General features: G+C 69.2%; 10 protein-coding genes. 9 read left to right on the forward strand and 1 reads right to left on the reverse strand.

Going from position 1 to position 14,952, the window contains the following annotated elements; all coding sequences use genetic code 11:
• Positions 1–87: 87 nt before the first annotated feature.
• Entirely contained in the window at positions 88–1,071 is a 984-nt protein-coding gene (locus ACFY9I_RS39170) for a DUF4349 domain-containing protein (RefSeq protein ID WP_391011378.1), read from the forward strand.
• A gap of 62 nt (positions 1,072–1,133) precedes the next feature.
• On the forward strand, positions 1,134–2,534 hold the full coding sequence (locus ACFY9I_RS39175) for an FAD-dependent oxidoreductase (protein WP_391011381.1): 1,401 nt from the start codon (positions 1,134–1,136) through the stop codon (positions 2,532–2,534).
• Positions 2,535–2,676: 142 nt separating this feature from the next.
• Here ACFY9I_RS39175 and ACFY9I_RS39180 read toward each other — a convergent pair whose 3' ends face one another.
• The gene (locus tag ACFY9I_RS39180) at positions 2,677–3,021 is read right to left on the reverse strand and encodes a hypothetical protein (protein WP_391011384.1); all 345 of its coding nucleotides are present in this window, start codon (positions 3,019–3,021) and stop codon (positions 2,677–2,679) included.
• 135 nt (positions 3,022–3,156) lie between these two features.
• Here ACFY9I_RS39180 and ACFY9I_RS39185 point away from each other — a divergent pair, with 135 nt between their 5' ends.
• The 7 genes from ACFY9I_RS39185 to ACFY9I_RS39215 all read left to right on the forward strand — a co-directional run bounded on the left by ACFY9I_RS39185 (position 3,157) and on the right by ACFY9I_RS39215 (position 14,951).
• The gene (locus ACFY9I_RS39185; RefSeq protein WP_391011386.1) at positions 3,157–3,966 is read left to right on the forward strand and encodes a rhomboid family intramembrane serine protease; all 810 of its coding nucleotides are present in this window, start codon (positions 3,157–3,159) and stop codon (positions 3,964–3,966) included.
• Positions 3,967–4,588: 622 nt separating this feature from the next.
• Positions 4,589–4,759 (forward strand): helix-turn-helix domain-containing protein, encoded by a 171-nt coding sequence (locus ACFY9I_RS39190; RefSeq protein ID WP_391011529.1) that lies wholly within the window; start codon positions 4,589–4,591, stop codon positions 4,757–4,759.
• Between the two features lie 288 nt (positions 4,760–5,047).
• Complete coding sequence (locus ACFY9I_RS39195) at positions 5,048–6,634, forward strand: TIGR02677 family protein (protein ID WP_391011389.1); 1,587 nt, start codon at positions 5,048–5,050, stop codon at positions 6,632–6,634.
• Positions 6,634–8,049, forward strand: coding sequence for a DUF2398 family protein (locus tag ACFY9I_RS39200; protein ID WP_391011392.1), 1,416 nt, complete (start codon positions 6,634–6,636; stop codon positions 8,047–8,049). The genes ACFY9I_RS39195 and ACFY9I_RS39200 overlap by 1 nt, the downstream gene beginning before the upstream one ends.
• Positions 8,049–12,353 (forward strand): TIGR02680 family protein, encoded by a 4,305-nt coding sequence (locus ACFY9I_RS39205; protein WP_391011395.1) that lies wholly within the window; start codon positions 8,049–8,051, stop codon positions 12,351–12,353. The genes ACFY9I_RS39200 and ACFY9I_RS39205 overlap by 1 nt, the downstream gene beginning before the upstream one ends.
• Positions 12,350–13,615 carry a TIGR02679 family protein gene (locus tag ACFY9I_RS39210; RefSeq protein WP_391011398.1) on the forward strand — a complete coding sequence of 422 codons (1,266 nt, stop codon included), beginning with the start codon at positions 12,350–12,352 and terminating at the stop codon, positions 13,613–13,615. Before ACFY9I_RS39205 ends, ACFY9I_RS39210 begins: the two co-directional genes overlap by 4 nt.
• A 160-nt stretch (positions 13,616–13,775) precedes the next feature.
• Positions 13,776–14,951, forward strand: coding sequence for a protein kinase (locus ACFY9I_RS39215; protein ID WP_391011400.1), 1,176 nt, complete (start codon positions 13,776–13,778; stop codon positions 14,949–14,951).
• Position 14,952: the final 1 nt, after the last annotated feature.

Consider the following 14,952-nt stretch of genomic DNA (forward strand, 5'->3'; position numbering starts at 1 on the left):
GTTCCGGTCCGCTCCGGCGTCGAAGGATCGACAGGCAAGGCAGACAGAGCAAGCGAACCGGTCACGACCCTCGGGGGGTACGCCGCAATGGCGCAAACACACGTACGACGTTCCGGGCGGCCCGCAGGGGTCGTGGCGGCCCTGTTCCTCACCGCCGCCCTGGCACTCACGGGCTGCAGCGCGGACGCCAGGAACAGCAGCTCGGACAGCGGGGTGGCCAAGAGCATGGTCGACGAGGCGGCCCAGCAGGAGGGCGCGCTCGACGGCGGCTACAGCGCTCGTGAAGGCGCCGCCGAGGACCAGGCCGCCGACGCACCGCCGGACCTCACCGCGAACCACGTCATCCGCACCGCCACCCTGACCGTCCGGGTCAAGGACGTACCGAAGGCCCTGGACGAGGCCCGCACCGCCGTGGAGAACGCGGGCGGGTTCGTCGGCAACGAGTCGACGACCCGGGACGGCAAGGACCGCGAACGCACCAAGGTCGTCCTGCGTGTGCCCACCGACAAGTACGAGGAGGTCCTCACCGAACTGGAGGGCACCGGCAAGCTGATCGAGCGCAAGACCAAGGCGGAGGACGTCACCGACCAGGTCGTCGACGTGGACAGCCGCATCAAGACCCAGCAGTCGAGCGTCGCCCGCATCCGCGAACTGATGAACCGGGCGACCAAGCTCGGCGATGTGGTCACCCTGGAGGGCGAGTTGAGCAGCCGTCAAGCGGACCTGGAGTCGCTGCTCGCCCAGCAGAAGTCCCTGAAGGACCGCACGAGCCTCGCCACCATCACGCTGTCCCTGTCCGAGACCGCGACCAAGAAGGTCGAGAAGGACGACCAGCCGGGCTTCGTGGACGCGCTGGCGGGCGGCTGGAACGCGTTCGTCGCCGTGTTCCGCTGGCTGGGCATGGCACTCGCCGCCATCCTGCCCTTCGCCCTGGCCACGGCCCTGGTCCTGCTCGTGTGGTTCCGTTTCGTCCACTCCCGCAGGCCCCGCCCGGCCACGACGACAGCCGCGTCGGGCGACGCCGCCGGTTCGCTCCCGTCCGCCGCGCCCGACGAGGAGGAGCGGGACTGACCGGCGGCCGAATCCCGCCCCGGCCGGGAGGGTCCGCGTGCGGGGCCCCGTAGCGTGTGCCCATGAACACGATCCGCGCTGACGAACGTTCGAGGGAACGCCTGGTGGTCATCGGCGGCGACGCGGCGGGCATGTCCGCCGCGTCGCAGGCCCGCCGGCTGCGGGCACCTGACGAACTGGAGATCGTGGCCTTCGAGCGGGGCCACTTCACCTCCTACTCGGCGTGCGGCATCCCCTACTGGGTGGGCGGCGACGTCTCCGAACGCGACCGGCTCATCGCCCGCTCGCCCGAGGAGCACCGGGCCCGTGACATCGATCTGCGGATGCGTACGGAGGTCGTGGAGATCGACGTCGAGGGCTCCCGTGTGCGGGCGCGGGACCTCGACGCGGGCACCGAGTCCTGGACCGCGTACGACAAGCTCGTCATCGCGACCGGCGCCCGCCCGATCCGCCCCGACCTGCCCGGCGTCGACGCCCCCGGTGTGCACGGGGTGCAGACCCTGGACGACGGCCAGGCCCTGCTGAACACGCTGAACGCCACCGAGGGCCGCCGCGCGGTGGTCGTCGGCGCGGGATACATCGGCGTGGAGATGGCCGAGGCGCTGATCAACCGGGGGTACGAGGTCACGGTGGTCAACCGCGGCAAGGAGCCGATGTCCACCTTGGACCCGGACATGGGCCGCCTGGTGCACAAGGCCATGGAGGGCCTGGGCATCACGATGGTGAACGACGCCGAGGTCACCGCCCTGCGCACCGGCGACGACGGCCGCGTCCGCGCGGTCGCCACGGAGGACGCCGCATACCCGGCGGACGTGGTGGTCCTGGGCATCGGCGTACGCCCCGAGACGGCACTGGCCAAGGCCGCGGGCCTACCTCTCGGCGACCACGGCGGCCTGCTCACCGACCTCTCCCTGCGCGTACGGGGCCACGAGAACATCTGGGCGGGCGGCGACTGCGTCGAGGTCCTCGACCTGGTCTCGGGCCGCGAACGCCACATCCCCCTGGGCACCCACGCCAACAAGCACGGCCAGATCATCGGCGCCAACGTCGGCGGCGGCTACGCCACCTTCCCCGGTGTCGTCGGCACCGCCGTCAGCAAAGTCTGCGACCTGGAGATCGCCCGCACCGGCCTCCGCGAGAAGGACGCCGACCGCGCGGGCCTGCAGTACGTCACCGTCACCATCGAGTCCACGAGCCGCGCGGGCTACTACCCCGGCGCCGCCCCCATGACGGTGAAGATGCTCGCCGAACGCCGCACCGGCCGCCTCCTGGGCGTCCAGATCGTCGGCCGGGAGGGCGCGGGCAAACGCGTCGACATCGCGGCGGTGGCCCTCACCGCAGGCATGACGGTGGAACAGCTGACCGCCCTGGACCTGGGCTACGCCCCGCCCTTCTCCCCGGTCTGGGACCCGGTCCTGGTGGCGGCGAGGAAGGCGGTGGCGGCGGTGAGGTCCGCCTCTTAAGGGGCGCGGGGAACTGCGCGACCTTCCAGGGGCGCGGGGAACCGCGCACGTCTTCAGGGGCGCGGGGAACTGCGCGACCAGCCACGACGCACCCGCACCCGCACTCGCACCCGGCGCCGCACAGCACCCCCACCACGCCCCGTCACACGGCCGACGTACCGGTGATCCGATCGATCGCCTGTCGCGCCTGATCCACCGGTGGCCGCGAGGGCAACGCGGACACCGACGCGGCGGACGTCACCGCAGAGGTCCCCGCAGCCGGAGACGGCCCCGCCGCCGCGGGCTTCGCGTGCGCCGCCGGCCGGGCGGACCGCAGCCGATGGCTGACCGCCTCGTCCAGCGTCACCGGCCGCTGCATCCGCGCGGCCAACCGCCCGGCCTCCTGGCCGAGCGCGGCCACGTCTTCCCAGGGCAGCCGCACCACCAGCGAAAGCTCGGCCTCACCATCGGGGGTGGCGTGCATCGCCGGGGCAACTCGGTCGTTCATCGCCTGTTCCTCACGTAGGTTCGTAGATCCGCGGTTGAGGAGTCATACGCACCACCCGCCCCGCACGTTCACCGACGGCCGGCACCAGGCCCGGCCCGCCTGATTCCGGCCCCGTATGCAGGGCAGAAGTCCGGTGTGGTCATCCCCGTCCATGACGTGAACCCCGTGCGCCGTACGCCCTACGTGACCTACGTGCTGATCGCCGCGAGCGCCTTCGTCTTCGTCTTCATGCCGGGTCTCGCCGGTTCCGTACCCGGTGACAGCGAGCTGGCACGGCTGTGCCACACGCAGGCGTTCCTGGAGCAGTACGCGGCGATACCACAGGAGTTGATCCGCCATCAGCTGCCCCAGCTGGTACCCACCGGCGAACTCACCCGCTCGGGCGGCTGCGCGCTGGGCCCGCCGGGCTACGACAAGTCGCCCGCGCTGTCCGTCGTCACCGCGTTGTTCCTGCACGGCGGCTGGCTGCACCTGCTCGGCAACATGCTCTTCCTGCTGATCTTCGGCAACAACATCGAGGACCGGCTGGGGCATGTGCGGTTCGCGCTGTTCTACGTGGCGTGCGGGTACGCGGCCGCGTACGGTTTCGCCCTCGCGAACGCCGACTCGGCCGACCCGCTGATCGGCGCGTCGGGTGCGGTCGCCGGGGTGCTCGGCGCGTATCTGGTGCTGTACCCGAAGGCCAGGGTCTGGGTCCTCGTACCCTTCCTGGTCTTCCTGCCGCTGCGGCTGCCGGCGTGGATCGTGCTGGGCTTCTGGTTCGGGCTGCAGGCGGTGTACTCCTCCGGCCAGGGCGTCTCCAGCGCGGGCACCGTGGCCTACGTGGCGCACGTCGTCGGCTTCGTCGCGGGCATGCTGCTGGCCTGGCCGCTGCGGCCCGGCACTCCGCCGCCACCGGAGCCGCGCGGCCTGCTGTGGGGCAGGCGGGCGCGGCCGGGATGGTGAGAGCGGCAGCGCAGACGATCGCATCGAAATTTGCAGAAACAACCTTTGCGATATCAACCAGCGAGCGTCACAGCACACGCGCGATCAGTCGCACGTTTGATCACCTTCCACCCTCTCTAGCAGAGCTCACGCTGACCCATTGCTGAGTTATCTGACTCACTGTCAGACGACGTGGGGCTGACATGCCCACCTGCCTACCAGCTCACTCCAGGCGACGGAGCGGCCCCCATCAGGGGTGACACCTCGCACCCGCGAGAGGTTCCAGTGAAGGGTCCCACCGGCCCGGGCACACCCCGCTCAGAAAGGGAAGCCGACCCCTTTCATGCCCCACCCGCAAAGGCGCACAGCCCGGAAACGCGGCGCGGAACATAGCAGAGCATCCCCGGTTAGCAAAACCGGGGATTCCCACCACCATTGTTCTTATCCGCGCCGACACTTGGCGGTGGCAGAGCGCGGAAATGTTTGGGCTGCACAAGCCGACCTGTACGGTGCAGCCAACCACGACCACGTGGCCGCCTGGAACGAAACGAGAAAGTCAGTGCCGCAAGAGCAGACCAGCATGGGCAGTATCGCAAGTACGAGATCCGCCTCACAGAAGAGCCGCACCACCGAGCCAATACTGATGGACACGACGGAACTGGCCGCCATGCTAAATATGTCCGAGAGCTGGGTTTACAGGGAGGCCGCCAAGTTGGGACTCAAGGGTTACAAGCTCGGACGAGGACGGAACGCAAAAGTCCAATATAAGCGATCCGACGTGTTCAAATGGCTAGAGCAGCAGAAGATCCACTAGCAACCCAGCATCGACGTTGAAGCAAATAGACCGCGACCATAGCGGACAACAAAAACGTTGACTTCAGCTAGGTAGCCCTACCCGGCAATAAAAGTCAGCAATCGCCCGCGTCGCCAGCAGCCACGAAGGCAGCAAACGGACACGGCAGGGCTGTCAGCACGCCGCCATACGACGCCTTGATCCAGAAGGAGATCAGGCCGTGTATCAGTCCGCTGCTTGTCATAGGGGGGTGTCAGAGTCGAAGCTGATGGCTGCCCCGGGTGTCCACAGCTGCAGGGAGGGGAATAGGTGCCGCAGTTTGACGGTTCCGGCTCGCTGGGGTCGTTCGATCTTGATGGTCTGGTGCTTGGTGACCGGCTGAGATTGTTCAACTTCACCCAGCGGGACGATGCGGCGTCGTATCTGTGGGTGCTGCGGGCAATGAACGCCCTCCGTGCAGTTCACCAAGTACAGGTACACACCAACGACGTAGCGGCAGCATTGGAGGAACTGGCCGCCGACCATGCCGACGTCCCAGCCGTTCCCGATCTCAATCTGCGGGCAATGCTGGATGTCCTGTCCGGGGACCGGGACCGTGAGCGAGACGGCGGCCGGGTCCTGTGTCGGGTGGAGGATGCCGCCCGGGCGGGAAGTCTGGCCGCATACCGGAACAGGCAGTCGGTGTACCAGTTCACAGAGATCGGCTACCGGGCCTACATGGCAGTGGAGGATGTGCTCGGCGCGCGGGTGGAGGACGCCAACCTGTCCCGGCTGGTGTTTGCCGACATCCTGGCCGATCTGAAGGCCCTGGCCGTTGCGAACCTCAGTGCGGACCGGGAGGAGATCTACCGCAAGCTCTCCCGGCTGGACAGCGTGCTGGATGACATGGCCCGCCGGGCCGCACGGTTCTATCTGACGTTGAACGACGTGGTGCGGACCACGGACATCTCTCCAGAGACGTTCCTGCGGCACAAGCACGCCCTGCTGGCGCACATGAGCGATTTCTCTGCTGAGCTGGAGCGGTACACGCCACGGCTGGCTGAGGCGGTCCGCGCAGTGGAGGACAGCGGGATCGAAACCTTGCTGGAGCGGGCGGCGGAGGCAGACGAGCGGCCGATGATGCGGCCGGACGCCCGCCAGGAGGATTGGCGGCGGCGCTGGGTGGGACTTCGCCAGTGGTTCCTGGGCAGTGAGGTGTCGGAGTCGAAGGCCGACCAGTTGCAGGGGGCGACGCGCACAGCCATCTCGGGTGTGATCGCGTTGCTGCGGCAGGTCACCGAGTCGCGGCGGAGCGGGGTGAGCCGCACCACGCAGTTGCGGCACCTGGCGGCCTGGGTCGCGGGAGCACCGGATGAGCAGGCGGCGAACGCGCTGATCGCCGCAGCGTTCGACCTGCGGTCGGCCCGCCATCTGGGCGGTGCCCACGACGACGGTGAGCAGATCTCGTCCCGCTCCACGTGGTGGGACGCTCCCGGCGTCGAGGTGAGCATCAGCTTGTTCCGCCATGGCAAGCGACCTTCGCCAGGGGGCCCGCAGCCGATCCGTACCGAGCGCGGGGCGCGCGCCCGGCTGCGGGAGCAGCAGCGGGCGGTCCGGGCAGCGGAGCGGGCGGCGGCCGAGCGGCTGCTGGAGCACGGTCCGCATGAACGGGTGCTGGACGAGGCCGAGACCCGGGCGGTGCTGAAGCTGCTCACGCGGGCGTTGGAGGCCCGGACCGTGGTCGCCGGGCAGTTGAGGTCGGCCACCGGCACGAGCGACGTCATGACGCTGCGGCTCAAGCCCAGCCAGACCGGTAGTCGGCTGCGTACCGTGCACGGCACGCTGGTGCTGCCCGGCTTCACCCTGGAACTCTCCCCTGCCGGCCCCGCCCGGCCCGGCCGGGGAGAGGCTGTCTGATGGCCGCCGTACACCGGGTCGCTGCGACGGTAGAACCTGCGCAGCTGGGCTCGTACCAGGAGGCCGCCCGGCTGGTGTTGCTGCACAGCGTGATCAGCGAGAGCCACCCCCGCCCCGGGGCGCTATCGGTGGTGCTGCGCTGGGCGGACGAGCTGTCCGAGGACTTCCGCTCGCTGTTCGGCTACTCCCTGCACACCACCGCCCGGCACGCGAGGCTGATCAGGCGTTTGGACGCGTTCGACGGAAGCCAGGCGATCGTGGCGGCCAACAGCGGCAGGAGGCCGTTCGACCGGCGGCGGTTGGCGTACTTGTGCCTGGTCCTTGCCTGCCTGCATGGTTCCAGGGTCGAGATCGCCCTCGCCGACCTGGTCAAGGACTTCAGTCCGCACGCCAACGCCATCGATCACCTCGGCTTCGACCCGACCGCCCCGGGGCACAAGGACGCCATCGTTGACGTCATGGACTGGTTGGTGCAGTACGGGGCCCTGCGCGTCTCGGACGGTTCGACTCAAGCCTGGGCCCGCGATCCGGATCGAGGGGACGCGCTGTTCGACATCGACCATGAGCTGTGCAACGCCCTGTTCCGTCCTGGCAAGCCCCTGCAGCACCTGACGAGCGCCGCCGGGTTGTTGGAGGCGCCGCCCAGCGGTGTCGGCCGCGATGCCCGCCGCCGGCATGCGGCGCAACGGGCGCGTCGTGCGGTGATCGAATATCCGGTGGTGTACTTCGCCGACGCCGATCCGGAGACCGCCGCCGCGCTGCGGCAACCCACGCTCGCGGAGGACTTGGTGCGGCTGACAGGGCTGCAGATCGAGCGCCGGGCCGAGGGCATCATGCTCGTCGACACCACCGGCCACTTCACCGACCGGCGCTTCCCGGGCCGCGGCGGCGCGGTCAACCGTACGGCCGGCCTGCTCCTTGCCAAGGTCGCTGACCTGCAGGAAGACCCCGACCGGTCCCGCGAGCTGAAGCGCATGCGACCGCCAGATCCCCTGGAAGAACACGCCGACCTGCTCGCCCGTATCGACCTGGCGCTGCCCCACGGCGGGACGCTGGACGCTCTGGCGCTGGACGCGCGCCCAGCTGACAGCAGCATGGCCCCTGCCGTGGACGAGGCGGTCCGGGCCCCCGACCTGCCGCTGGTTGAGGACGCACGCCTGCACGAGATGATCAACGAACTCTATGAGGAGTTCGGCCCGGCCTCGTTCACCAACAAGTGGCAGGCCGACCCGCGTGGCCTGCTGGCCGAGGCTCTCGCCCTCCTGGCTGATCTGCGCCTGGTGCACCCGGTGCCCGGCGGTGTGCTGGTTCGCCCGGCCGCCGGCCGCTACCGCAACATCACCGCCGTCCTGCCCCGCCCGAAGACTGACGGGCAGTTTGCGTTCGACTTCTCGGCCGCGGAGGACTCCTCTTGATGATGCCCGCCGAATCCAGCCCTTCCTGCGACGCTCCGACCGTCCGTTTCAAGCCCACACGTGCCGGGATCATCGGCCTGTGGGACTACCGGGACGAGGAGTTCGTCTTCGCCGACGGCCGTCTCGTCCTTCGCGGTCACAACGGGTCGGGCAAGACCAAAGCGCTGGAGGTGCTCTTCCCTCTGGTCCTCGACGGCAGCATCGACCCGCGCCGACTGGATCCGTTCAGTGGCGAGGAACGCACGATGAAGTCCAACCTGCTCTACCGGGGCCAGGAATCGGCGTACGGGTACGTGTGGATGGAGTTCACCCGAGCCACCGCCGACGGTGAGCTGCTGGAGGCGGTGACCGTCGGCATCGGCCTGCTGGCCCAGAAGAGCAAGGAACGCCCAGGCCGCTTCTTCTTTGTCACCGACGGCCGGATCGGCGTGGACTTCGGCCTGCTCAGCGCCGACTCCCGGCCGTTGCGCAAGAAGGAACTGGAGAAGCTCATCGGCCGGGACGCGGTCTGCAAGACCGCCACCATGTATCGGCAGGCCATCGACGATCGCCTGTTCGGCCTGGGTCCTCAGCGCTACGCCCAGCTGGTCAACCTGCTGCTCCAGCTGCGCCGCCCGTTGTTGGCCAAAGACCTCGACCCGGACAAGCTCTCCGACACTCTGACGGCGGGCCTGCGGCCCGTAGACGAGGCGCTGATCGCCCAAGCCGCACGGGATTTCGAAAACCTCGCCGAAATCCAAGCCGTGCTGGACTCCCTGGCCAAGGCCGATGGCGCCGTCCAGGACTTCCTGCGGGACTACACCGCCTACTTGGGGGCGCACGCCCGGGACCGCGTCGAGCAGATCAACGCGCGCTGCGAGGCCACGGTCGGCCATTGCAACAAGATCGCCACAGCGGCGCAGGACCGCCGTGCGGCTGCTGCCGCCCTCCAGGCCGCGAAGGCTGCCCGGGACGAGGCTGATACGAAGCGCAAGAAGCTCGGTGCCCACGTGGACGGACTCCGCAACCACGACGCGCTGAAAAAGGAGGTTGGGCTGCGAGAGCTCCGTGACCGCGTCCGTGACGAGGGCAAGGACATCGCCAGCACCCAAAGCCGCCTGGAGAAGATGGGGCAGCGCCTGGCCCGCCTGACGTCTGAGGCAGACCGGGTCGAGAAGCGGCTCGGCGAGCTGCGCAGCGCTGCCGACCGGCACACCCAGACCCTTTTGTCGGCAGGACAGGCCGCCGATCTGATCACTGATGACGACCCGCTGGACCTCGCCGGTGACCTTCTGACCCACGTCGAGAGCCGGGCCACGGTACGTCGCCATGACATCGGTGAAGTGCGTGGCTACCTGGACGCGGCCGAACGCGCCGCTCAGGACCAGCGCCGCGAACAGGGCCGGTTCGACGCCGCCGACAAGGAAGTCACCGACTACGATGCCGCCTGCTCCCAGGCCGCCGACACTCTCGCCACCGCCCGATCAGACGCGGCTACCGAGCTGCGGAAGATGATCGAGCGGTGGACGGGCACGGAGCCAACAGCCGTTCTCATCACTTCTAACGCGCCGACTCTGACGGCGGCGCTGGAAGCCGTCGGCGAACCGGATGCGTCCGCACTGCCCGAGGTCTTCCGCTCCCTCACCGACGAACGCCGCACCAGCGCCTTGTCCCACCAGGATTCCCTCAAGCGCCGTCATAGCGAGATGCAGGAGAAGCTCGCGGCGCTCCGCGCCGAACGCGCAGAGGTCGCCGCCGAACGAGATGACGCGCCCCCCGTCAGCGACCTGCGCCCGGCAGACCGTAGCGGCCGTGCCGGCGCGCCACTGTGGCGGCTCGTCCGCTTTGCCGACCACCTGCCACAGGAGCAGGCCGCGGCGGTGGAAGGCGCCTTGTACGGGGCGGGGCTGCTCACAGCCTGGCTTCACCCCCACGCCGACGCCACCGTCCAAGCGCTCACTGAGAGGGAGCCCGACGGCTACCTGCTGCCGCTCCCCGCCGCCCAGCGCCCTACCGGTCGCACCCTGGCGGACGTCCTCGTCCCTGACGAGGAACAGTCCCAGGTGCCGCCCGAGGCGATTGCTGCGGTCCTGGCCTCGGTCCGTCTGGCCGACGACCTCGGCGCCGACATCGGCGACACTCCCGCGGTGAGCACCCGCGCGCAGTTCACTCTGGGGATCCAGCTCGGTGCCCACCCGAAGGTCCGGCCCGAGTACATCGGCGCCACCGCCCGCGCTGCCCGGCGCCGCGAACGCCTGCGCGCCTTGGACCAGACGATCAACGGGCTGGAAGACGATCTCGCCGACCTGGTCGCCGCGCAGCAGACCGCCGCCGAGGCCGTGACAGACTTCGACACCGCCCGCCGGCAGCTGCCGCCCACCGCGCCGATCGCCGAGGCGGTCCGTGACGTCGAGGTCACCGCCGTCCAGCTCGCCGGCGCCCGCGAACGGCGGGATGTCGCACGCAGGGCCCTCGATCTGGCCATCGCCAACACCCACGACACGAAGCGTCAGCTGCGCCGCGCCGCCACCGCGGCCCGCCTGCCCACCCAGCCCGAAGCACTCGCCGAGGTCGAACGCGCGGTCAACGACTTCGCCACCGCTGGCGATGCCCTCCACACCACACGATCCTCCATCCGCGACACCGACAAGGATCTTGACGACCGCCGTGGGAGCATCGCCGAGCAGAGCCAGGACTACGCCGAACAAACCGAGGCGCTGAACACCCGCAAGGCCGACCACGAGGCCCTGGTGGAACGCCTGCGCACCGAGGAGGCAGTGCTCGACGCTCCCCTTCGCGACCTCCAGAAGCAGCTCGAGGAAGCCCAGACGGCGCTGGACGACGCCAACGCGGCCTACAAACAGGCCGACGCAGAGGCCCAGGTTCAGCAGACCCGGCTCACCACGGCCGAGAACGCCCTGGATCACATCGGTGATGCCCTCACCACTGCCCTGGACGAACAACTACGCACCACCGCCGGCCTGGAGCCCTATACCCGCCCCGACCTGCTTCGCCTGCTGGCAGCCCCCACCGACACAGCCTGGACACCGGTCAGTGTGTGGCCCACCGCGGAACAGGCCGCCGCCCGTGTGATCACGCAACTCACCGCGCACCCACCGCAGCTGCCCCCGGATGAGGCCGCCCGCAGCGCTCTGCCGTCCACCACGGTCGCGCTTCTGGACGCCCTCGATACCGCTACCCGCGGCCGCCGGGCCACCGAGAATGTCCTCAAGACCACCACCACGAAGATCTCGACCGCCCTGACCGATCTGGAAAACGCACTCGCGGAATCCGATCAGGGCTACCACCTGGAGTGGGAACCGGACGGCGACATCATCCTTGCCCGCGTCTCCGACGCCGAAGGCCCCGCCCCCGTCGCCGAGTTCGGCCGACGTCTGGCTGAGCAGGTCGCCGACCAGCGCATCCTGCTGGAAGACCGCGAACGTACCGTCCTGGAAGACGCTCTGCTGACCGGGCTGGCCCAGCAGATCCACTCCCGCACCATCGACGCACGCAACCTGGTGAAGGCCATGGACGCCGACACCCGCGCCAAACCCATGTCCTCCGGCACCACCGTCGGCATCCGGTGGGTGCAGTCCGACGCCCTCACCGACGAAGAGCGCGCGGTCAACCAGCTACTGAAGAAGGACGCAGCCGCCCTGGGCCCCGCCGGACTGGCCGAACTGCGCTCCCTGCTGAGGGCTCAGATCCGCGCCGGCAAAGCACGCGACCGTCGCAAGACCTACCAGCAGATCATCGCCGACGTCCTGGACTACCGGTCCTGGCGCACCTTCGAACTGCTGCTGTCGCGCCCCGGCGAGAAGGAAGAAAAGCTCACACGCTCCAAGCACAGCGAAATGTCCGGGGGTGAGAAATCCGCCTCCATCCACCTTCCGCTGTTCGCCGCAGCCCACGCCCAGTACGGCTCCGCCCGCCCAACCTGCCCCCGTCTGATCGCCCTGGACGAAGCCTTCGCCGGCATCGACGAGCAGTACCGCCCCGATCTGCTCGCCCTGACCGTCAAATTCGATCTCGACCTGTTCATGACCGGGCATGACCTGTGGATCACCTACCCGACCGTCCCGCGCATCGCGCACTACGACATGAACTACGACAAGGCCAGCCACACCGTCTCGGCCATGCTCATGCTCTGGGACGGACAGCAGATCCTCGACGATCTCGGTTACCCCGGATCGGACGAACTCGCCTCCTCTCTCCTCGGCTTCACCCCCAGCCGGCACGCCCCCGCCGCTGACGGCCTGCTCGCCGACCTGGACGACGACGGCCCAGATGACCAGTCGGACGAAGGAGCGGACGAGGTATGACCACCACCCCTGCGACAGCCCGCGAGCGCTACCTGCAGCCGGAATACACGCGCCTGCTGGCAGCCGCCCGCCGCTCGCTGGAACGCACCGGTGGGAGCCTCGACGGCACGATCAGCGTCAGCGCACCCACCGACGCCGAACGCGAAGCCCTTATCGGTCTCACCGGCACCTACCGCCCACCCGGCACTGCGAAGATCACCGTCCGGCTCGCCGACCTCGACGCCGCCATCCGCACCGCCACTGGGGCCACGCTCGCAGGGCTTCTCACCCAAGCCGGCGGACCGCTGCGCAACCGCCCCGCCGAGAGGGCCGCCCTTCAAAACGCCCGCACCCAGCTCCTCACTCAAGCCGAGTCCAGCCCACTCCACGCCAGGCACGCCTGGTACCGGGCCTGGTTGAGCGGCGTTGCCGCCGACGGCACGCTGACCACCTTGATCAACAAAGGTGATACATCAGCGCTCGCCCGCGCCGTCCGGGTTCTGGAGCACCTCGACGCTCGGTCCGCCGACACCCCGCCGCTCATGCTGCCCGCCCTCGCCGAGACCGTCACCGGCGACACCAAAGCCCTCAACCACGGCCGCGGGCCCTTGCCCGGCCTCGTCCTACGCGCCCTGGCCCAAGCCCACAGCGTCCCGCTGCCGTCCACCGCCGAAGAACGCCGGGAGCTGTGGGATGCCTTCGACGTCATCGTCGACGACCTCGCCAGCCGCGTCCTCGTCCTCAACCTCCCCGCCCACGGACAGGGCCTGGGCGAGTGGCTCACCGGTGCCGCCGCCTACGGGACCCCCTTCCACATCACCCTCCACCAACTGGTCACCCTGCCCATCACGGTCAGCCTTCCGATCGTCTACGCCTGCGAGAACCCGGCTGTCCTGCGGCGCGCCGCACAAGAACTCGGGCCCGACAGCCCACCGCTGATCTGCGCCGAAGGCCGACCCTCCACAGCCTTCCACCGCCTCACCCGCACCATCACCGACGGCGGCGGAACCCTGCATTACCACGGCGACTTCGACTGGCCCGGCATCGACATGACCAACCAGCTCATCTCCCGCCACAACGCACGCCCCTGGACGATGACCGCAGCCGACTACCGCACCGGCATCGCCCAGGACGACCACATCCCACTCCGCGGCAAGCCGCACCCCACGCCGTGGGACCCAGAGCTCGCGGACACGATGAAGCACGCAAACCGAGCCCTCTACGAGGAGGCCGTCGCCGACACCCTCCTCGACAACTTGACGGCATCCAGGGCTGAAACCTGAAGGAGTTACTGAAGTCGTTTGGCCACAAAGCACCCCGCTCGGCTCGCTGGCTGATCGGTGCAGGCTGTTGCGAGGAGCCCCTTCCTGTGGTCGGCCGGACGATTAGAGTGATCGGCGAAGAGCTGCTCGGCAGATTTGCGTGAAGGGTGAGTTGGGGCGTATGAGCGGGGGGCCCACGCGGATCGGCGATTACACCGTGGCACGTCGGCTGGGCTCGGGCGGCATGGGCGAGGTCTATCTCGCCTACTCCCCCGTGGGGTCGCCGGTGGCGGTGAAGGTCATCCGCAGTGACCGCCTCGACCCGGTGACACGGCAGCGCTTCGAGAAGGAGGCGCTGATCGCCCGCACGGTGGTGGGGACGAACCGGGTGGCCCGCTTTCTGGATGCCGACCCGTACGCGGATCAGCCGTGGCTCGCGATGGAGTACGTGCCCGGCCGGACGCTGCTGGAGTACATGTCCGAGCACGGGGCATTGTCAGCACCACTGGTGGCCAGCCTCGGGGCGCTGCTCGCCGAGGGGCTGCGGGCGGTGCATGCGGTGCGGCTGCTGCACCGGGACCTGAAGCCGCAGAACATCATCCTGAGCGATGACGGCCCGATGATCATCGACTTCGGGCTGGGAGCCTTCATGGACTCAGCCCACGAGTCTTTGTCCCACAGCGGCATGATCATCGGAACGGTGCGGTGCATGCCTCCGGAGCAGGCGAGGGGCAAGCCGCATGTGACTCCTGCGGCGGATGTGTACGCGCTGGGCACGGTGCTGCTGTACGCCGCCACCAGCCACTACCCCTACGACGGGGCGATGTGGGAGGCGATCGCCGCCCAGGTTGCCAACCCCGCCCAGGGGCCGGATCTGAGTGGTGTGCCTGAGGAACTGATGGGGCTGGTGTCGTCGATGCTGGCGCACGAGCCCGAGGTACGGCCGTCGCTGGATGAGGTGGCCCAGGCGTGCACGGATATCCTGGCCGCGGCTGGCGTGTCTCCGGCGGACGCGCGGTGGGCCCTGGTCAAGCGGACCGCTGAGAACCCGCGCGGGCCCGTGCGGGAAGAGGTGCCGGAAGCGGTGCTGCGGCTACTGGAAGAGCGGCCCGACGACGGGAGCGAGGAGAGCGCGCTCTCGCCCCTGGATACACCGCACCGGGACACCTCGGCGGAGGAGCCGGCGGCCGCCTCCGAGAGCACCCTGCCGCCCGAGCCTTCGTCGCCCCTGAGGGCTTCGAAGGCCGAGGGCGATGATGAGTCTGCGTCCGCCTCATCGCGCCCGCGGCGGGAGCGGGCGCAGCAGAAGGTGGCGGATGACCTCCGCGCCCGCTACGCGATGCGGGCCTCCTTGTAAC

The organism is Streptomyces sp. NPDC012510 (assembly GCF_042955065.1).
GTDB lineage: Bacteria > Actinomycetota > Actinomycetes > Streptomycetales > Streptomycetaceae > Streptomyces.

Bases quoted from the DNA above. Each gene is read 5' to 3' on its own strand.
- ACFY9I_RS39170 (WP_391011378.1), top strand. From the start codon at position 88: ATGGCGCAAACACACGTACGACGTTCCGGGCGGCCCGCAGGGGTCGTG.
- ACFY9I_RS39175 (WP_391011381.1), top strand. From the start codon at position 1,134: ATGAACACGATCCGCGCTGACGAACGTTCGAGGGAACGCCTGGTGGTC.
- ACFY9I_RS39180 (WP_391011384.1), bottom strand. From the start codon at position 3,021: ATGAACGACCGAGTTGCCCCGGCGATGCACGCCACCCCCGATGGTGAG.
- ACFY9I_RS39190 (WP_391011529.1), top strand. From the start codon at position 4,589: ATGGACACGACGGAACTGGCCGCCATGCTAAATATGTCCGAGAGCTGG.
- ACFY9I_RS39200 (WP_391011392.1), top strand. From the start codon at position 6,634: ATGGCCGCCGTACACCGGGTCGCTGCGACGGTAGAACCTGCGCAGCTG.
- ACFY9I_RS39205 (WP_391011395.1), top strand. From the start codon at position 8,049: ATGATGCCCGCCGAATCCAGCCCTTCCTGCGACGCTCCGACCGTCCGT.
- ACFY9I_RS39210 (WP_391011398.1), top strand. From the start codon at position 12,350: ATGACCACCACCCCTGCGACAGCCCGCGAGCGCTACCTGCAGCCGGAA.
- ACFY9I_RS39215 (WP_391011400.1), top strand. From the start codon at position 13,776: ATGAGCGGGGGGCCCACGCGGATCGGCGATTACACCGTGGCACGTCGG.